The 18,647-nt window shown below is 62.9% G+C and carries 18 protein-coding genes; 14 read left to right on the plus strand and 4 right to left on the minus strand.

Annotation, left to right across the window (positions count from 1 at the left end; translation table 11 throughout):
• Positions 1 to 59: 59 nt before the first annotated feature.
• The 4 genes from AB4N80_RS24320 to AB4N80_RS24335 are packed head-to-tail and all read left to right on the plus strand — an operon-like array spanning position 60 to position 5,620.
• Positions 60 to 1,223 carry an isovaleryl-CoA dehydrogenase gene (locus tag AB4N80_RS24320; RefSeq protein ID WP_122568063.1) on the plus strand — a complete coding sequence of 388 codons (1,164 nt, stop codon included), beginning with the start codon at positions 60 to 62 and terminating at the stop codon, positions 1,221 to 1,223.
• Positions 1,224 to 1,234: 11 nt separating this feature from the next.
• Entirely contained in the window at positions 1,235 to 2,842 is a 1,608-nt protein-coding gene (locus tag AB4N80_RS24325) for a carboxyl transferase domain-containing protein (RefSeq protein WP_305492019.1), read from the plus strand.
• Positions 2,843 to 2,855: 13 nt separating this feature from the next.
• Entirely contained in the window at positions 2,856 to 3,671 is an 816-nt protein-coding gene (locus tag AB4N80_RS24330; RefSeq protein ID WP_122568405.1) for a gamma-carboxygeranoyl-CoA hydratase, read from the plus strand.
• On the plus strand, positions 3,671 to 5,620 hold the full coding sequence (locus tag AB4N80_RS24335) for an acetyl/propionyl/methylcrotonyl-CoA carboxylase subunit alpha (RefSeq protein ID WP_305470420.1): 1,950 nt from the start codon (positions 3,671 to 3,673) through the stop codon (positions 5,618 to 5,620). Before AB4N80_RS24330 ends, AB4N80_RS24335 begins: the two co-directional genes overlap by 1 nt.
• A gap of 29 nt (positions 5,621 to 5,649) precedes the next feature.
• Here AB4N80_RS24335 and AB4N80_RS24340 read toward each other — a convergent pair whose 3' ends face one another.
• A complete protein-coding gene (locus AB4N80_RS24340) occupies positions 5,650 to 6,297 on the minus strand; it encodes a LexA family protein (protein WP_460079235.1) in 648 nt (215 codons plus the stop codon).
• Between the two features lie 130 nt (positions 6,298 to 6,427).
• Between AB4N80_RS24340 and AB4N80_RS24345 the strand changes: the two genes are divergently transcribed.
• Positions 6,428 to 6,769 carry a DUF6124 family protein gene (locus AB4N80_RS24345; RefSeq protein WP_122568059.1) on the plus strand — a complete coding sequence of 114 codons (342 nt, stop codon included), beginning with the start codon at positions 6,428 to 6,430 and terminating at the stop codon, positions 6,767 to 6,769.
• Between the two features lie 493 nt (positions 6,770 to 7,262).
• Positions 7,263 to 8,414: a M14 family metallopeptidase gene (locus AB4N80_RS24350; RefSeq protein ID WP_122568058.1), complete on the plus strand. Its 1,152-nt coding sequence runs from the start codon at positions 7,263 to 7,265 to the stop codon at positions 8,412 to 8,414.
• Between the two features lie 187 nt (positions 8,415 to 8,601).
• Here the strand turns inward: AB4N80_RS24350 and AB4N80_RS24355 are convergent, their stop codons facing one another.
• Entirely contained in the window at positions 8,602 to 9,138 is a 537-nt protein-coding gene (locus AB4N80_RS24355; protein WP_122568056.1) for a cytochrome b, read from the minus strand.
• Entirely contained in the window at positions 9,135 to 10,217 is a 1,083-nt protein-coding gene (locus AB4N80_RS24360) for a catalase family peroxidase (RefSeq protein WP_122568055.1), read from the minus strand. The genes AB4N80_RS24355 and AB4N80_RS24360 overlap by 4 nt, the downstream gene beginning before the upstream one ends.
• A gap of 168 nt (positions 10,218 to 10,385) precedes the next feature.
• On the opposite strand from AB4N80_RS24360, the gene AB4N80_RS24365 reads away from it, so the two are divergent.
• Both AB4N80_RS24365 and AB4N80_RS24370 read left to right on the plus strand, forming a co-directional pair.
• Positions 10,386 to 10,892 (plus strand): sigma-70 family RNA polymerase sigma factor, encoded by a 507-nt coding sequence (locus tag AB4N80_RS24365; RefSeq protein ID WP_122568054.1) that lies wholly within the window; start codon positions 10,386 to 10,388, stop codon positions 10,890 to 10,892.
• Positions 10,889 to 11,641 (plus strand): anti-sigma factor, encoded by a 753-nt coding sequence (locus tag AB4N80_RS24370; protein WP_122568053.1) that lies wholly within the window; start codon positions 10,889 to 10,891, stop codon positions 11,639 to 11,641. Before AB4N80_RS24365 ends, AB4N80_RS24370 begins: the two co-directional genes overlap by 4 nt.
• A 145-nt stretch (positions 11,642 to 11,786) precedes the next feature.
• Here AB4N80_RS24370 and AB4N80_RS24375 read toward each other — a convergent pair whose 3' ends face one another.
• Complete coding sequence (locus AB4N80_RS24375; protein ID WP_354336791.1) at positions 11,787 to 12,623, minus strand: IclR family transcriptional regulator; 837 nt, start codon at positions 12,621 to 12,623, stop codon at positions 11,787 to 11,789.
• A gap of 247 nt (positions 12,624 to 12,870) precedes the next feature.
• Here AB4N80_RS24375 and AB4N80_RS24380 point away from each other — a divergent pair, with 247 nt between their 5' ends.
• From AB4N80_RS24380 to AB4N80_RS24405, 6 genes are all read left to right on the plus strand, one after another.
• On the plus strand, positions 12,871 to 13,896 hold the full coding sequence (locus AB4N80_RS24380; protein WP_122568051.1) for an ABC transporter ATP-binding protein: 1,026 nt from the start codon (positions 12,871 to 12,873) through the stop codon (positions 13,894 to 13,896).
• Positions 13,893 to 14,762 carry an ABC transporter permease gene (locus AB4N80_RS24385; RefSeq protein ID WP_122568050.1) on the plus strand — a complete coding sequence of 290 codons (870 nt, stop codon included), beginning with the start codon at positions 13,893 to 13,895 and terminating at the stop codon, positions 14,760 to 14,762. The genes AB4N80_RS24380 and AB4N80_RS24385 overlap by 4 nt, the downstream gene beginning before the upstream one ends.
• 6 nt (positions 14,763 to 14,768) lie before the next feature.
• The gene (locus AB4N80_RS24390) at positions 14,769 to 15,563 is read left to right on the plus strand and encodes an ABC transporter permease (protein ID WP_072405341.1); all 795 of its coding nucleotides are present in this window, start codon (positions 14,769 to 14,771) and stop codon (positions 15,561 to 15,563) included.
• Positions 15,564 to 15,570: 7 nt separating this feature from the next.
• Positions 15,571 to 15,861: a (2Fe-2S)-binding protein gene (locus AB4N80_RS24395; RefSeq protein ID WP_122568049.1), complete on the plus strand. Its 291-nt coding sequence runs from the start codon at positions 15,571 to 15,573 to the stop codon at positions 15,859 to 15,861.
• A 301-nt stretch (positions 15,862 to 16,162) separates the two neighbouring features.
• Positions 16,163 to 17,518: an NAD(P)/FAD-dependent oxidoreductase gene (locus AB4N80_RS24400; protein WP_122568048.1), complete on the plus strand. Its 1,356-nt coding sequence runs from the start codon at positions 16,163 to 16,165 to the stop codon at positions 17,516 to 17,518.
• Entirely contained in the window at positions 17,515 to 18,630 is a 1,116-nt protein-coding gene (locus AB4N80_RS24405; protein ID WP_122568047.1) for an NAD(P)/FAD-dependent oxidoreductase, read from the plus strand. Before AB4N80_RS24400 ends, AB4N80_RS24405 begins: the two co-directional genes overlap by 4 nt.
• Positions 18,631 to 18,647 lie beyond the last annotated feature (17 nt).

Consider the following 18,647-nt stretch of genomic DNA (forward strand, 5'->3'; position numbering starts at 1 on the left):
TAAAGGTGAGAGCCATTCCCCCACTCTCCACACCCGATAAAAAAAGCCAAAGGTGTCCCATGAGCTACCCATCCCTGAACTTTGCCCTCGGCGAAACCATCGACATGTTGCGCGACCAGGTGCAGGCCTTCGTCAAGGCCGAACTGGCGCCCCGCGCGGCGCAGATCGATATCGACAACCTGTTTCCCGCCGACATGTGGCGCAAGTTCGGTGACATGGGCCTGCTGGGCATCACCGTCCCGGAAGAATACGGCGGCGCTGGCCTGGGCTACCTGGCACACGTGGTGGCGATGGAGGAAATCAGCCGCGGCTCGGCCTCGGTCGCCCTCTCCTACGGAGCCCACTCCAACCTCTGCGTGAACCAGATCAACCGCAACGGCAATCACGAACAGAAAACCAAGTACCTGCCCAAGCTGATCAGCGGCGAACACATCGGTGCCCTGGCGATGAGCGAACCAAACGCCGGCTCCGACGTGGTGTCGATGAAACTGCGGGCCGACAAGCGCGGCGACCGTTACGTGCTCAACGGCAGCAAGACCTGGATCACCAACGGTCCCGATGCCAACACCTACGTGATCTACGCCAAGACCGACCTGGAAAAAGGTCCTCACGGCATTACCGCCTTCATCGTCGAACGCGACTGGAAAGGCTTCAGCCGTAGCAACAAGTTCGACAAGCTCGGCATGCGTGGCTCCAATACCTGCGAGCTGTTTTTCGATGACGTCGAAGTGCCGGAAGACAACATCCTCGGCGCGCTCAACGGTGGCGTGAAAGTCCTGATGAGCGGCCTCGACTACGAGCGCGTGGTGCTGTCCGGTGGCCCGACCGGGATCATGCAGGCTTGCATGGACTTGATCGTGCCCTACATCCACGACCGCAAACAATTCGGCCAGAGCATCGGCGAATTCCAGCTGATCCAGGGCAAGGTCGCGGACATGTACACCCAGCTCAACGCCAGCCGCGCCTACCTGTATGCGGTGGCCCAGGCTTGCGAGCGCGGCGAAACCACCCGCAAGGACGCCGCCGGGGTGATCCTCTACAGCGCCGAACGCGCCACGCAAATGGCCCTCGACGCGATCCAGATCCTGGGGGGCAATGGCTACATCAATGAATTCCCCGCCGGTCGTCTGCTGCGAGACGCCAAGCTGTACGAAATCGGTGCTGGCACCAGTGAGATTCGTCGGATGTTGATCGGCCGCGAACTGTTCAACGAAACCCGCTAACGGAGCTGACCATGACCACGCTGCACACTCAGCTCAACCCACGCTCGCCGGAGTTCATCGCCAACCGCGAGGCGATGCTCGTACCCGTCGAGGCCCTGCGCACCCTGCTCGCGCAAATCCGCCAGGGCGGCGGTCCCAAGGCCCAGGAACGGCACACCTCGCGGGGCAAGTTGCTGCCCCGTGAACGCATCAACCGGCTGCTGGATCCGGGCTCGCCGTTTCTGGAAATCAGCCCGCTGGCGGCCCACGAGGTCTATGGCGAAGACGTGCCGGCGGCCGGCGTGATTGCGGGTATCGGCCGCGTGGAAGGCGTCGAATGCATGATTGTCGCCAACGACGCGACGGTCAAAGGCGGCTCCTATTATCCGCTGACGGTGAAAAAACACCTGCGCGCCCAAACCATCGCCCAGCAGAATCGCCTGCCGTGCATCTACCTGGTGGATTCCGGCGGCGCCAACCTGCCGCGTCAGGATGAAGTGTTCCCAGACCGCGAGCACTTCGGTCGGATCTTCTTCAACCAAGCCAACATGAGTGCCCAGGGCATCCCGCAGATTGCGGTGGTCATGGGTTCCTGCACCGCCGGTGGCGCCTATGTGCCGGCCATGGCGGACGAGGCGATCATGGTCCGTCAGCAGGCAACGATTTTCCTCGCCGGCCCACCGTTGGTGAAAGCCGCCACTGGCGAGGTGGTCAGTGCCGAAGACCTGGGCGGTGCCGATGTGCACTGCAAGATCTCCGGTGTGGCGGATCACTATGCCGACAGCGACGAACATGCCCTGGCCCTGGCCCGACGCAGCGTGGCCAACCTCAACTGGCGCAAACTCGGTGAGTTGCAGCAACGCCACCCCATCGCCCCACTGTATTCAAGCGATGAGCTGTACGGCGTGGTGTCGGCCGATGCCAAGCAGCCCTTCGATGTGCGGGAGGTGATCGCGCGCCTGGTGGACGGTTCAGTGTTCGATGAATTCAAGGCGCTGTTCGGCACGACCCTGGTCTGCGGTTTCGCGCATTTGCACGGCTACCCGGTCGCGATCCTGGCCAACAATGGCATCCTCTTCGCCGAGGCCGCGCAGAAAGGCGCGCACTTCATCGAACTGGCCTGTCAGCGGGGCATTCCCCTGCTGTTCTTGCAGAACATCACCGGCTTCATGGTCGGACAGAAATACGAAGCCGGCGGCATCGCCAAACATGGCGCAAAACTGGTGACCGCCGTGGCCTGCGCCAAGGTGCCGAAATTCACCGTGATCATTGGTGGCAGTTTCGGTGCGGGTAACTACGGTATGTGCGGCCGTGCCTACGATCCGCGGTTCCTGTGGATGTGGCCGAACGCGCGGATTGGCGTGATGGGCGCCGAACAGGCGGCCGGCGTGCTGGTGCAGGTCAAGCGTGAACAGGCCGAACGCAGTGGCCACCCCTTCAGCGCCGAGCAGGAAGCCGAGATCAAGCAACCGATCCTCGATCAGTACGAAGAACAGGGTCACCCCTATTATTCCAGCGCACGGCTGTGGGACGACGGTGTCATCGACCCGGCCCAGACCCGCGACGTACTGGGCCTGGCCTTGTCCGCGTCACTGAACGCGCCTATCGAACCGAGCCGCTTTGGCGTGTTCCGGATGTAAACGGGGAATGTCCATGGATAATTTCAACACCCTCGAACTGCACACCGACCCACGGGGCGTTGCCACCCTGTGGCTCAGCCGCGAGTCGAAAAACAACGCGTTCAACGCCGAAATGATCCGCGAACTGATCCTCGCCCTGGACCAGGTCGGCAGCGATCCAAACCTGCGCTTTCTGCTGATCCGCGGTCGCGGCAAGCATTTCAGCGCCGGTGCCGACCTGGCCTGGATGCAGCAATCGGCCGAGCTCGACTACCACACCAACCTCGATGACGCCCGGGAACTGGCGGAGCTGATGTACAACCTCGCCAAACTGAAAATTCCTACGCTGGCCGTCGTCCAGGGGGCGGCGTTTGGTGGCGCGCTGGGGCTTATCAGTGCTTGCGACATGGCCATTGGCGCCGATGAAGCACAGTTCTGTCTGTCGGAAGTGCGCATTGGCCTGGCGCCGGCAGTGATCAGCCCGTTCGTAGTGCAAGCCATCGGCGAGCGGGCGGCGCGGCGTTATGCGCTGACGGCGGAACGCTTCGACGGGCAGCGTGCGAAAGAAATCGGTTTGCTGTCGGAAAGTTACCCGGCCGAGACCCTGGACCAGCAGGTCGAACAGTGGATCGACAACCTGTTGCTCAACAGCCCGGCGGCCATGCGCGCCAGCAAGGAACTGCTGCGTGAAGTCGGCAACGGCGCCCTGACCCCGGCGCTGCGACGCTACACCGAAAACGCCATCGCCCGCATCCGCGTCAGCCCGGAGGGCCAGGAAGGCCTGCGGGCCTTCCTGCAAAAACGCGCGCCGAACTGGCAAGCCGAATCGAACAATAAGGAGCCGCGTTGATGAGCGCCCCTGCCCTCACCACATTGCTGGTGGCCAACCGTGGCGAAATCGCCTGCCGTGTAATGCGCACCGCCAAGGCCATGGGCCTGACCACCGTTGCCGTACACAGCGCCACCGACCGTGATGCACGCCACAGCCGCGAAGCCGACATTCGCGTCGACCTGGGCGGCAGCAAGGCCGCCGACAGCTACCTGCAAATCGAAAAATTGATCGCCGCAGCTAAAGCCAGCGGCGCCCAAGCCATCCACCCCGGTTATGGCTTCCTGTCCGAGAACGCCGGGTTCGCCCGGGCGATTGAAGACGCCGGACTGATCTTCCTCGGCCCTCCGGCCTCCGCCATCGACGCCATGGGCAGCAAATCGGCGGCCAAAACGCTGATGGAAACCGCCGGCGTGCCCCTGGTACCCGGTTATCACGGCGAAGCCCAGGACCTGGAGACCTTTCGCGACGCTGCCGAGCGCATCGGCTACCCGGTGTTGCTCAAGGCCACCGCTGGCGGTGGCGGCAAGGGCATGAAAGTCGTCGAGGACGTCAGCCAACTGGCCGAAGCCCTGGCCTCGGCCCAGCGCGAAGCACAGTCCTCATTCGGCGACTCACGGATGCTGGTGGAAAAATACCTGCTCAAGCCGCGCCATGTGGAAATCCAGGTATTTGCCGACCAACAGGGCAACTGCCTGTACCTCAACGAGCGCGATTGCTCGATCCAGCGGCGCCACCAGAAAGTCGTGGAAGAAGCCCCCGCCCCCGGCCTGACCCCGCAACTGCGCCGGGCCATGGGTGAAGCCGCCGTGCGCGCGGCCCAGGCGATCGGTTATGTCGGGGCCGGTACGGTGGAGTTCCTGCTGGATGCCCGGGGCGAGTTTTTCTTCATGGAAATGAATACTCGGCTGCAGGTCGAGCATCCGGTCACCGAAGCGATCACCGGGCTGGACCTGGTGGCCTGGCAGATCCGCGTCGCCCAAGGCGAGCCATTGCCGATCACCCAAGCGCAAGTGCCGCTGCTCGGTCACGCCATCGAAGTGCGGCTGTATGCCGAAGACCCGGTCAACGATTTCCTGCCGGCCACCGGGCGCCTGGCGTTGTATCGCGAATCCGCCGAGGGGCCGGGTCGGCGAGTCGACAGCGGGGTTGCAGAAGGCGATGAAATCTCGCCGTTCTACGACCCGATGCTCGGCAAGCTGATTGCCTGGGGCGAAGACCGTGAACAGGCGCGCTTGCGGCTGTTAAGCATGCTCGACGAATTTGCCATTGGCGGGCTGAAAACCAATATCGGGTTCCTGCGCCGGATCGTCGCCCATCCCGCCTTCGCGGCGGCAGAGCTGGACACCGGATTTATCCCACGTTACCAGGCGCAATTACTGCCAGAGCCTGGCGAATTGGATGACGCGTTCTGGTTCGCCGCCGCCCAGGGATTCGCCTTGAGCCTGACGCCACGTGCGCGCTGCGACGATACTGGCTCTCCTTGGGCCAGCACCACCGGGTTACGCCTGGGGCTGCCCAGGGAAACCACCTTGCACCTGAGCTGCGAAGGCCAGGATCGTGCGCTGACGCTGGACGTTAGCGCCCATTGCGCGGAACTCAAGGGCGAGCAACTGGTGATCGAACACCACGGCCTGCGCCGCAGCCATCGGGCCATTCGCCAGGGCGACAGCCTGTACTTGCAATGGGAAGGAGACCTGCACCGGATCGACCTGTATGACCCGCTGGCCGCCGCCGAAGCCAGCCACAGCCATCAAGGCGGCCTGGCCGCGCCCATGAACGGCAGCATCGTGCGGGTATTGGTGAGTGTTGGCCAGACGGTGGAGGCCGGGGCTCAACTGGTGGTACTGGAGGCCATGAAAATGGAGCACAGCATTCGTGCGCCCCAGGCCGGTGTGATCAAGGCGCTGTATTGCCAGGAAGGCGAAATGGTCAGCGAGGGCAGTGCCCTGGTGGCGTTCGAAGAATAGGAATCGGCCCGCTCCCAGGGCCGATCCAGTCAGAACCTGATGGTGGCCTGCACCACCACACCGATGATGCGGCATTGTTCGGTGTACAGGTTTTTCGGGTAAGTCGGATTGAGCGGAACCAGGTAACGCTGCCCGCTCTCTTCGATCAATTTGCGAAAGGTCGCGTCACTGCTGCCGTGCAGGCAGGCAACCACCAGTTTGCCGGGCACCGCCTCGATGGCCGGATCCACCAGGATCGACATGCCCTCGGGAATACTCAACCCACTGGGTGCGGTCATCGCGTCGCCCATCACTACCAGCCAGAACGCGGCTCCCAGGGCGTGGTAGTCCGTCAGTTCGTAGCGCGCCCGGCTGTAGGCATCAGGATCACCTTCGCGAACCTCGCCCACCTCGTGCCACTCACTGACCGGGTAACGGAAGTACGGGTTGTACTTCTGCGCCAGGGCCATGCCTTCTTCGGTGGAGGTGTCCGGCTCGCGGATCACCATCGCCACTTCCAGAAACTCCAGCCCCAACTCCCGCAGGACCCGGTTCATGTCTTCGACACTGGGCTGCCGGCGCTTGGTCAGCCAATGGCCAACGCCGCCCTGGGACATGCCCAACCGCTCTGCGAGCACCACTTGCGTGATGTGCAGCTCCTTCATCTTGGCCTTGACCAACTCTATCCATTTATCCATGTGCGGCACGATACGTGGGTGACCCCGACCCTCAAAACACAAATTGTAGTATTTAATTTGTCGTCACAATTACGGTAAGTACTATTCTGGATTCAGGAGTTCAGCCCCTCACACGGAGATTTTTATCACCATGGACACACCCAATACAGACCAACCCCGCAGCCCTTTCGACGGCACATTCCCGCCACTGCAGGATTGCCCGGCAGCCAAACGTGCCCTCGATTACTACTTGAAACCAGCTGTTTCGCCAGCCCAGGCAGAACATCGCTTCTTCGAGGTCAGCCACAGCGTCAGCGCGGAAGAAGCCCTCGTCCACGCATGCGACCTGCTGCGTTGTGCAGCGGCGACCGCCCATGAGTCGGCCAACCAGTTGGATGGTTCGAGCCGTGACCTGGCGTTTTCGGTGGTGCACATGATCGATCTGGTCAAGGTGATGCTTGACCGATCTCTGGATGGCTACCCTACTCGCTAGCGGTAACCCTTGGGAATGTCGTCGCGAATGCGGACGACGAGAAAAAATTTCCAATCGATACGATCAAATCATTTGACTTCCAAATGATAATGATTATTATTGCATCAGCTGGTCGCGAGATCAGTCGATAGACCAGAAGACCTTAGGTCGGACTTCTGGAATATCTCCTCATCAGGCTAATCACGGTTTTTGACCCGGCTTTTTGCCGGGTCTTTTTTTGCCGATTTTCGGCTTATGTCTTCAGGCTAATGAAGTCTTTTTGGGTGCTGCCAATTCGATGGCGGCGATCATAGCAAATGACTATCCGTTTACAAGCATCCCCCGCCCCACAGGCGAAAACTATCGACAACCAGCACTTGAGAATCAATTGCAGACTCTCTAAGCTGGCCCGGCGTCCAGGGAGGACGCCCCCCTCGTTTACGTGACGTAAATCGTCCCGGTTTCCCCTTTCTTGCGTGTAAAGTAACGGCCATGAAAATCCTTTCCAGGAACCGTGACCGTGGCTAAATCTTCCTTTGATATCAGTGCCAATTTCGACAGCGGCAACATCGAGGTCGTCGACATCAGCAACCCGTTGCAGTCGTTGCTCAAGATCCGGCCCGATACCCGCAGCGCCCATTTCCAATGGTTCCACTTCAAGGCCAGCGGTTTGCACGTCGGCCAGGAGTATTCCTTCCGCCTGCTCAACGCCAGTCAATCGTCTTACAACAAGGCCTGGACGGGCTACCAAACCGTCGCCTCCTACGATCACGTCAATTGGTTCCGCATTCCGACTCAGTTTGAAGGCGACGCCCTGCGCTTTCATCTGGAGGCTGAACAACCCCATGCCTGGTTCGCCTACTTCGAACCTTACAGCCGTGGGCGTCATGACTGGCTGATCGAACAAGCGCAACACAAGGCCGGCATCGAACTAGTGGCCGTTGGTAAAAGCGTGGAAGGCCGTGACATTCAACTGCTGCGCAAGGGCAACGGTGCCGAAGGCCGGCGCAAAATCTGGATCATCGCCCAGCAGCACCCCGGCGAGCACATGGCCGAGTGGTTCATGGAAGGCGTGATCGAACGCCTCCAGCAGCATGACGATGCGCAACTGAACCGGTTGCTCGCCAAGGCCGATCTGTACCTGGTGCCGAACATGAACCCGGACGGTGCGTTCCACGGGCACCTGCGTACCAACGCCATGGGCCAGGACCTCAACCGCGCTTGGCAGAACGCCAGTCCGGAAATCAGCCCCGAAGTCTTTTTCGTACAGCAGCAAATGGAAAAGTACGGCGTCGACCTGTTCCTCGACGCTCACGGCGATGAGGAAATCCCCCACGTATTCACCGCCGGTTGCGAAGGCAACCCGGGCTACACGCCGCGCATCGCCGAGCTCGAAGAGCGCTTGCGTAGCCACCTCAAGCACCAGACCAAAGACTTCCAGACCGCTCACGGCTACACCCGCGACGAACCGGGCCAGGCCAACATGACCCTGGCCTGTAACGCGGTCGGGCAGAAATATGACTGCCTGTCCCTGACCCTGGAAATGCCGTTCAAGGACCACAACGATCACCCGAACCCAATCACCGGTTGGTCCGGCAAACGCTCGATGCAACTGGGCAAGGATGTGTTGAGCACTATCGAGGCCATGGTCGACGAGTTGCGCTGATCCAACGACCTGAACAAATCCTTATGGCAAGGGAGGTGGTGCTTGGGTGGAATGATCAGTCTGTGAGCGCCAGAAAAACCTGTGGGAGCGAGCTTGCTCGCGATGGCGGTCGCACATTCAATATTTTCGTTGATTGTCACACCGCTATCGCAAGCAAGCTCGCTCCCACAATTGATAGGTTCGTGCTTCAACCCTTGCCACGCAACATACTGTCCAACACCTCATCCCGGCGCACCCACGCGTGAAACAACGCCGCCGCCAGATGCACCAGCACGGTCAGGAACAACAGGTAAGCCAAGTACCCGTGGGCCTTGCGCAGCAGGGCGAACGTCTGTGCGTGCGCTGGCAGGATCGAAGGCAGTTGCAGCCAGTCGCCAAGCATCACAGGATCCCCCGCCGCCGAAATCATGCCCCAGCCCAACAGTGGCAGAACCAGCATCAAGGCGTACAACAGCACATGGGAGGCGTTTGCCGCCAGCACTTGCCAGCCCGGCAGATCGGCCGGCAGCGGCGGTTGACGGGTAGTAAAACGCACCACCAGGCGCACGATCACCAGCAGCAAAATCGCGATGCCCAACGGTTTGTGCAACTGCAGCAGCCATTCATGGCGTTCGGACACCGAAGCGACCATGCCGGCGCCGATAAACAGCATGGCGATGATCATCAATGCCATCAGCCAGTGCAGCAGCCGAGCCAGCGGTGCGAAGTGACGAGGGGCGCTCATGGGCGAGACTCCTGGGTGGCGGGCAATTGATTCACTTCACTGGTACGGCGCAGATAGGAACTGGCATAAGCAGCGGAACGCGCAACCAACAACGGATCGTCAGAACCTTCGATCCCTTGGGGCAGGATCAGCGGGTCATAGTTGATGTCGCGGCATTCGCCGTTGTCCTGCGCCTGGGTGCGCTCCAGCACCAGCGTGCCGGCGTTGAGCACCTTGCGGTCAGCAGGCCAGGCCTTACTGGCGTCATTCACCGGGTCACCTGGGTTGGCCAGGGTGATGTTCAGTTGCCAGCGCAACGGCCCGGCGGCGAGACGCTTCGCCAAGTCTTGCTCAAGGAAGTCGGCGCCCTGGGGTGGCGTCGCATCGGCAGCGTCCTGGCCCAGCGGCACCACACCCCAGCGCACGGCCTGGCGCTGTCCGGCAGGGTTGACCAGATAGAAGGCATTAATGCCGTTGTAAGTTTCGGTGGCGTAACTGGCCGACGGCTTGGCGGTCTTGATCCACTGCAGGAACGGCACCGCCTCGGGGTGCGCGGCAAAGAACGCCGGTACCGCCGCTGGATTCGGTTTTCCTGTGGCAGGGTCCGGCGACTGGGCTTGCTGGAGTTGGTAGAAGGCTTCGGGCGTGCCCACTGGAAACACGGGCATGCTGTTCATGCCGGTGCGCCATTGCTGGCCGTTGGCCTGGGTAAAACGCAGCGCCAGACTGCGAATCGGCACACTGCCGTCCGGTGCATAAGGGTTGCCGCTGGGCAAGGCGAAACGCCCAACCACTGGCGTTTGCGGCTGCGAAAACACCTGGGCGCTGGAATAGGCGCTCGCCTCGCCCGTGCTTTGGAAATAGCCCGCGACGCAGACCCCTTTTGAATGGTTGCGTCGAAAGCCCGGGTGAACGCCGTTGTTTTTTTCCAGGACATTGACCAGCGCCGCCGGTGTCAGGCGCTGTGGGTCAAGGCTGCCATTGACGTAGGCAAACGCCCCGGCCAGCGCGGCAACAATCACGGCGATGCCGCTCAGGCGCAGTGTCAGGGCGGCGGCACTCAAGGGCGGCCGGCTCGATGAGGGTGAAGGATCAACCATGAGAAAGCTCCAGGGCTCGAGGCCATTCGTTGGAAAGTACCCGTCAGACGAAGGCCTGGCAGCTTTATTCCCACGCCTCGTATTTATTTTTCCTGCACTGGAATAATCTCGTTCGTGGGGCGTCTTTCCAGTCCCGACGCAGTGACTGCCCACAGAAGCCACACTTTCATGAACGCACTCGACGAACAGTTGCGCGAACTCATTCCCAGGCTACGGCGTTTTGCCGTGTCGCTGACGCGCAACCCGAGCAACGCCGACGACCTGGTGCAGATGTGCCTGGAACGGGCGTTGTCCAAATGGAACGACAAGCGCCCGGACGGCGATCTGCGGGCCTGGCTGTTTTCGATCCTGTATCGGCAGTTTCTCGACAGCCATCGCCGCTCCCGCCGGTATGCGCGCATGCTGGAATTTTTCACCGGCCGCGACGATGCCCACCCTTCGGCCGAGCGCAGTGTGATCGCGCAATCGTCCTTGCAGGCCTTCGATCAGCTCACGACGGAACAGCGCGCACTGTTGCTCTGGGTGTCGGTGGAAGGCCTGAGCTACCAGCAAGTCGCCGATATCCTCGGCGTACCGACCGGCACGGTGATGTCCCGCCTGTCCCGCGCCCGCCAGGCCCTACGCCAACTCAGCGAGGGCGAAATCACCCGCCCCACCCTGCGGATACTCAAATGATCAGCATGCCCCCCAGCGACAGCGACCTGCACGCCTATGTCGATCGCCAACTGAGCGAGGCCGACCGGCGCCTGGTCGAGACCTACCTGGCCAACCAGCCTGACGTCGCCGCCCGGGTCCGGGCCTGGCAACAGGATGCGCAGCACCTGCGCACGGCCCTGAGCGGTGGCTTGCAACAGCCGCACAACCCGGAGCTCGACCCGGCCATGATTCGCCAGCGCCTGAAACATCGCTCCCGTCGCCACCTGGCCAGCGCCGCGGTGTTGCTGCTGGCCGTCAGTGTGGGTGGCTTCGGCGGCTGGCAGGCGCGGCAAATGACCCTGCTCAGCGCCGCCGCGCCCATGGCCGATGCCCTGCAGGCGTACCGATTGATTGCCCAGCAGGGCATCCTTCCAGCCGATTACCAAGCTGGCGACGAGCAGCACATGCAAGATTGGCTCGACCGCTACTTCACCCAGGCCGACCGGCTGCCCGACCTGTCCAGCGCGGGCTTCAAGCCGGTCAGCGGGCGCTTGCTCAGCACCGAACAAGGCGCGGCGGCGATGGTGGTCTACCAGGATCCGAGCGGTCAGAAAATCAGCTTCTATGTGCGTCCACCCGGCCCGAAAAACTTCCTGCTGCCCCGGGGCAGTCGCCGCGATGGGGAACTGCAGGCCGAGTACTGGTCCGGGCCGGGCTACAACTATGCGATGGTCATCCCCAGTGATACGCCGGCGGCGCAGCGGCTCAAGCAGACCCTGAACTTCTGATCACCGTCCTCCCTTGTGCCCCCCTTGTGGGAGCGAGCTTGCTCGCGATAGCGGTGTATCAGTCGACATCATTTCTAACTGAACCACCGCTATCGCGAGCAAGCTCGCTCCCACGGGGGAGATGGGCTACCCCTAGGGAGTGTATTCAGCCCTGCCCAAACACCTGCGAAGGCCTGCGCAGCAACGGATCGAACGGGTTGATCCGCGGCCCGATCAGGGCCGCTTCGCGCTTGAGCATGTCCACCACCGTCGGCAGTCGATCTGGCCCCAACCGGTCGCTCACAGTTGCCACGCTCAAGGCGGCCACGGCCCGGCCATCACGGTCGAGGATCGGCACGGCCACCCCGGCCATGCCCTGCAATACACCGGTGTTGCGCCCGGCGTAGCCCAGTGTGCGCACGTTCTCCACTTCCGAACGCAGGAAGACTTCGTCGTACAAATGGAAATCCTTGAGCCGCGGCAGGTTGTATTGAATCACCGTGTCGCGCTCTTCTTCCGGCAGAAACGCCAGGATCGCCAGGCTGCCCTGCCCCACGCCCAACGCCACGCGGCCACCAATGTCGCCGGTGAACGTGCGGATCGGAAACGGCCCCTCGCTGCGATCCAGGCAAATGGCATCGAAACCACTGCGGGCGAGCAAAAACAGCGAGTCGCCCAAGGACGCCGACAACCGCAGCATGGCCGGGCGCACCAGTTCGCGCAGGTTGCCGGTGTTGCCGGCGCGGGCCGCCAGGGCGAAAAACTCCAGGCTCAGGCGATAGCGCTTGCTGCGTGCGTCCTGCTCAACCATGCCCTCGTCCATCAGGCTGCGCAGCAAGCGATGCGTGGTGGGCTGGGACAGGCCGATGCGCAGGGCCAATTGCGTCACCCGCTCACCGCCTTCGACGGTGTCACCCAGGCTGCGCAACACGGCAAATAGTCGGGAGACCGCACCGACACCTACCTCACCCTTCTCATTATTCCGATCAGTGGAATTAATCATGCTTTTTCTCATCATTTAATTTATTCACTGAATGAAATTGAAAATAGTCTTCGCTTCAGTGAAATAGTCCATTGAGCCCATCCTATTCTTCGTCCTACTCTTCGTCCAGACAGGGGCGATTCGAACAACAGCGGCAGCCGACTTGAGGTCGAGCGCCAACGCACCCCAGCAGCACCCTTTCGTATCTGCCCATACAAAAAAGCGCGCCCTTGCGGCGACGCATAACAATCCCAGGTGGAGCGCAGCGATGGCTTTTGTGCAACTTGAAGGACTTGGCAAACGTTACGGCGACATCGACGCCGTGGTCGCCACCAACTTGTCGGTGGAAAAAGGCGAGTTCGTCTCGCTACTGGGGCCTTCCGGCTGCGGCAAAACCACAACCTTGCAGATGATCGCCGGCTTCGTCGAAGTCAGCAGCGGGCGCATCCTGCTGGACGGTCGCGACATCACCCACGCCAAGCCCGCCAGCCGTGGCCTGGGGGTGGTGTTCCAGAGCTACGCGCTGTTTCCCCACATGACCGTCAAGGACAACGTCGCCTTCGGCCTGCGCATGCGCAAAGTAGCCAATGACGAACTGCAACAACGGGTGGACCGAGTGTTGAAATTGGTCCGCCTGGACCGCCACGCCGACCGCTACCCACGAGAACTCTCGGGCGGCCAGCGCCAACGCGTGGCACTGGCCCGGGCGCTGGTGATCGAGCCACCGGTGCTGTTGCTCGACGAGCCGCTGTCCAACCTCGACGCCAACTTGCGCGAAGAGATGCAATACGAAATCCGCCGTATCCAGCGCGAAGTCGGGATCACCACGCTGATGGTGACCCACGACCAGTCCGAGGCCCTGTCGATCAGTGACCGGGTGGTGGTCATGCAGGCCGGGCGCATCACCCAGATCGACGCGCCGTACACCCTTTACGAGCACCCGCGCACCGAATTCATTTCCGGCTTCGTCGGCAAAGCCAACCTGCTGCCCGGCAGGCGGGATAGCGCGGGCATCGTCCAAGCCTGCAGCCCGGCCGATGGCGAGCTGACCCTGAGCCTGCGCCCGGAAAAGATCGACCTGCGCGAGGCCGGTTCAGGGCGATTGCAGGGCACCCTCGTCAGCCGCTTCTTCCTGGGCAGCCAATGGCTCTACGGCGTTTCCACGAGCCTGGGTGAACTCTGCGTGGTGCGCCGCAACGACGGCTCCGCGCCCTTGGTCGAAGGCACGGCGGTGGGCTTGGATTGGGATCCGGCCCTGCTGCGGGTGCTGAGCGTGGACGAGGTGCCGGCATGAAGCTGATCGACGCGATGCGCCGTGGCCGACAGGGCTACCTGATGTCCGCGCCGGCCCTGGCCTTGTACCTGGGCTTGCTGGTCATCCCCTTGGGCTTGACCTTGGTCCTGTCGTTCAACGTCTTCGACTACAGTTCGGGCATCAATGGCGACGCCTACACCTTCGAGCACTACACCAGCCTGTTGGGCGATCCGTACTTCTACGAAATCTTTTTGCGCACCTTCTGGATCAGCGCCCTGACCACCCTCCTGTGCGTGCTGATCGGCGTGCCCGAGGCATACATCCTCAGCCGCATGGGCGCACCGTGGCGCTCGATTTTCCTGATCCTGATCCTCACGCCGCTGCTGATTTCAGTGGTGGTGCGCGCCTTCGGCTGGAGCTTGTTGCTCGGTGCCGACGGCCTGGTCAACCAGGCCCTGCAAGCCTTCGGCGGTGCGCCGATGAAGCTGCTCTATACGCCGTTCGCCGTGGTCATCGCCCTGGTCCACGTGATGTTGCCGTTCATGATCATTCCCGTCTGGACCTCGCTGCAGAAACTCGACCCGGCCGCCGAACAGGCCGCGCTGTCCCTGGGGGCGAGCCAGTTCACGGTGATCCGCAAAGTGGTGTTGCCGCAGATCATGCCCGGCGTGCTGTCCGGCACGCTGATTGTGTTCGGCCTTGCCGCCAGCTCCTTCGCGATTCCCGGCCTGCTCGGCGGACGGCGCTTGAAGATGGTCGCTACGTTGATCTACGACCAGTACCTGTCGGAGCTGAACTGGCCGATGGGCGCCGCCATTGCCGTCGCGCTGCTGCTGCTCAACCTGCTGATCATGCTGTCGTGGAACCGGATGATCGAAGGCCGCTACAAGAAGTCACTGGGGTAATGGGTCATGTCTAGAAACGGTCCTTTCGCATTGCTGTTCCACGCCTTGGTGGTGGTCTTCATGCTCGCGCCGCTGGTAGTGGTCTGCCTCGTCGCCTTCACCCCGGAAAACACCCTGAGCCTGCCGACCACCGAGTTTTCCCTGCGCTGGTTCCGCGCGGTGTTCGAGCGCGCGGATTTTGTCGACGCGTTCTACAACAGCCTGGTCCTGGCGTTCTGCGCGGCCTCGTTGGCGACCTTGATCGCGGTGCCGGCGGCCCTGGCGATCACCCGGCTCGAGTTCCCGGGGCGGGACTTCTTCAACGGCCTGTTCCTGTCGCCGATCATCATTCCGCACCTGGTGCTGGGGGTCGCATTGCTGCGCCTGTTTGCCCTGATGGGCGTGAACGGCAGCTTCGCCTGGCTGATCTTCGCTCATGTGCTGGTGATCACGCCCTATGTGCTGCGCCTGGTGCTGGCCTCGGCCATCGGCCTGGATCGCAGCGCCGAACAGGCCGCGCAATCGTTGGGGGCCGGACGCTTCACGCTGTTCCGGCAAATCACCTTGCCGATGATCCTGCCAGGGGTGGCCGGGGGCTGGCTGCTGGCGTTCATCAACAGTTTCGATGAAGTCACGCTATCGATCTTCGTCACCTCGCCGGCCACGCAAACCTTGCCGGTGCGCATGTACGTGTACGCCACCGAATCCATCGATCCGATGATGGCGGCGGTGTCGGCGCTGGTCATCGGGCTCACCGCGCTGACCATGATTCTGCTCGACCGGGTCTATGGCCTGGATCGGGTCCTGGTAGGCAAACAATGAGGGTGTCATGGCACTGCTGAAACGACTGGCCGAAGGCGACCGCCCGGCCCTGGACTTCACCCTCGATGGCCAGCCCGCCACCGGGCTGCTGGGGGACACGCTACTGACCGCCGTACTGACTTGCAGCGAACACCTGCGCGGCAGTGACTTCAGCGCCGAGCCCCGTGCCGGTTTCTGCCTGATGGGCGCCTGCCAGGACTGCTGGGTGCGCCTGGGCGACGGCCGCCGCGTACGCGCCTGTTCGACGCTGCTCGAAGCCGGGCAACACATCAACCGCGAACCGGGGCGCCAGGTATGAACACGCTCGACAGGCATGGCCTCATCGCGAGCAAGCTCGCTCCCACAGGGGAGCTGCGGCGTGCACAAAACCAACATCCACAGCCGATCCAATGTGGGAGCGAGCTTGCTCGCGTTAGCGGTCGGTCAGGTAACAGCAATGTCGACTGGCCCAGCCTTATCGCGAGCAAGCTCGCTCCCACAGGGGGAGTGCGGCGTGCACAAAACCAACATCCACAGCCGATCCAATGTGGGAGCGAGCTTGCTCGCGATAGCGGCTTCAATAGCGCCACTAAGCCCACTGCATCATCAACGAGGTGGCCATGAAACCCATAGCCATCATCGGCGCCGGCCCGGCCGGTATCCGTGCCGCGCAAACTCTGGTCGCCCACGGCCTGTATCCCGTCCTGCTGGACGAAGCCACCCGCGGTGGCGGGCAGATCTATCGGCGCCAACCGGCCCATTTCAAGCGCTCGCCTGACAAGCTCTATGGCTTCGAAGCCCACAAGGCCAACGCCATCCACCAGACACTCGACGCATTGCGCGAACAGCTCGATTACCGTCCCGACACCCTGGTGTGGAACGCCGAGGCCGGCCTGCTCGATACCCTGCATGAAGGCCGCGCCGGCCGCCTCGAGTACGCCAGCGTGATCGTCGCCACCGGCGCCACCGACCGGGTCCTGCCCGTACCGGGGTGGACCCTGCCCGGGATATACAGCCTGGGTGCGGCGCAGATCGCCCTGAAATTCCAGGGTTGCGCCATTGGCGAACGGGTGGTGTTCGCCGGCAGCGGTCCCTTGTTGTATCTGGTGGCCTATCAATACGTCCGGGCCGGCGCCCATGTGGTCGCCGTCCTCGACAGTTCGCCCTTTAGCGCCCAAGTCCGCGCCCTGCCCGGCCTGCTGGCACAACCGGCCACCCTCGCCAAGGGCCTCTACTACCGCGCCTGGCTGGCCGCCCGCGGCATCGCCGTGCATCAAGGCGCAAGCCTGGCGCGTCTCGATGGAGAACGCCGGGTGCAATCGCTGCAATGGCGCAACGCAAGCGGCGAACACACCCTCGACTGTGACGCGGTGGCCTTCGCCCACGGCTTGCGCAGCGAAACCCAACTGGCCGACCTGCTGGGCTGCGCGTTTGCCTGGAACGCCCTCAACCGCGCCTGGTTGCCCCACCGGGACCGCGCCGGGCGCAGCAGCGTGCCGGGGATTTACCTGGCCGGTGACGGTGCCGGGATCATGGGCGCCGACGCGGCGGAAATGGCCGGTGAACGGGCGGCCTTGGCCTTGCTCGAAGACCTCGGCTACTCGACCGACCCGCAACGTTGCACGCAACTGGAACAAACCCTTGAACGCATCGGCCAGTTCCGCGAAGGCCTGGAGCGCGCGTTTGCCTTTCCTGAACACTGGGCCGCCGACGCTGCCGATCACCTGATGATCTGCCGCTGCGAAGAAGTCAGCGCTGGCGACATCCGCCGGGTGGTGGGCGAAGGCCATTGGGAGATCAATCGGGTCAAGGCCCATTGCCGGGTCGGCATGGGCCGCTGCCAGGGGCGGATGTGCGGCGCCGCCGCCGCGGAAATCATTGCCTGCGAAAGTGGCCGCGCCGTCTCCAGCATCGGCCGCTTGCGGGCCCAGGCGCCGATCAAACCCGTGCCGTTCGGCCTGGAGGTCGAGCCATGATCGAAGTGGATGCAGTGATCATTGGTGGCGGCATCGTCGGCGCCTCGGCCGCGTTGTTCCTGAGCCAGGCCGGACGCCGGGTGGCGTTGTTGGAACGCGACTTCTGCGGCTCACACTCCAGCGGCGTGAACTACGGTGGCGTGCGTCGCCAGGGCCGACCGCTGTCGCAACTGCCGTTGTCGCAACGGGCCCATGAAATCTGGTGCCAGTTGCCCCAATTGATCGGCATCGACGGCGAGTACCAGCGCAGCGGTCATTTGAAGCTGGCCCGCAGCGCTGAGGACCTGCAAGCGCTGCACGACTACGCCGTCGCCAGCCAAGGCTTTGGCCTGGATTTGCAACTGCTCGATCACACGGCCCTGCGCGCGCGTTTTCCATGGGTCGGCGCCGTCGCGGTGGGGGCGTCGCTGTGCCCGGACGACGGCCATGCCAATCCGCGCCTGGTGTCCCCAGCCTTTGCCCAAGCCGCTCGCCGCCAGGGTGCGCAAGTCCACGAACAATGCGCCGTCAGCAACGTTGTACATGATGGCCAGCGCTTCGCCGTGCACACCGCAACAGGCCTGACGTTTCACGCGCCCTGGCTGCTGAACTGCGCCGGAGCCTGGGCCAGCCAGTTCGCCGCGCAATTCGGCGAAGCGGTGCCGATGCACGCCGGGCACCCGGCGATGCTGGTCACCGAACCCTTGCCCTTGGTCATGGACGCCAGCACCGGCGTCGAGGGGGGCGGTATCTACGCCCGCCAGGTCTCGCGCGGTAATTGCGTGCTGGGCGGCGGCCAAGGCTTTGCATTGGACACCGCTCGCGCCCGGCCCGGCCAGAACGCCGTGCTGGAGATCCTGCGCCAGGCCGTCGAGCTCTACCCATTCCTGGAAGGCGCCCAGGCGATTCGTACCTGGAGCGGCACCGAAGGTTACCTGCCCGATCGCCAACCGGTGATCGGCCACAGCAGCACCCAGCCCGGTCTGTTGCACGCATTCGGCTTTGCCGGCGCGGGCTTCCAGATCGGCCCGGCGGTGGGCCAGGCGCTCACCGAGATCATCTGCAGCGGGGCTTCGACCACGCCGCTGGATGCGTTTTCCATCACCCGGTTTCACTCCATCTCCGTTGCTTGATAGAGGAAGGTCGCGCC

Source organism: Pseudomonas sp. H3_A02 (assembly GCF_054671965.1).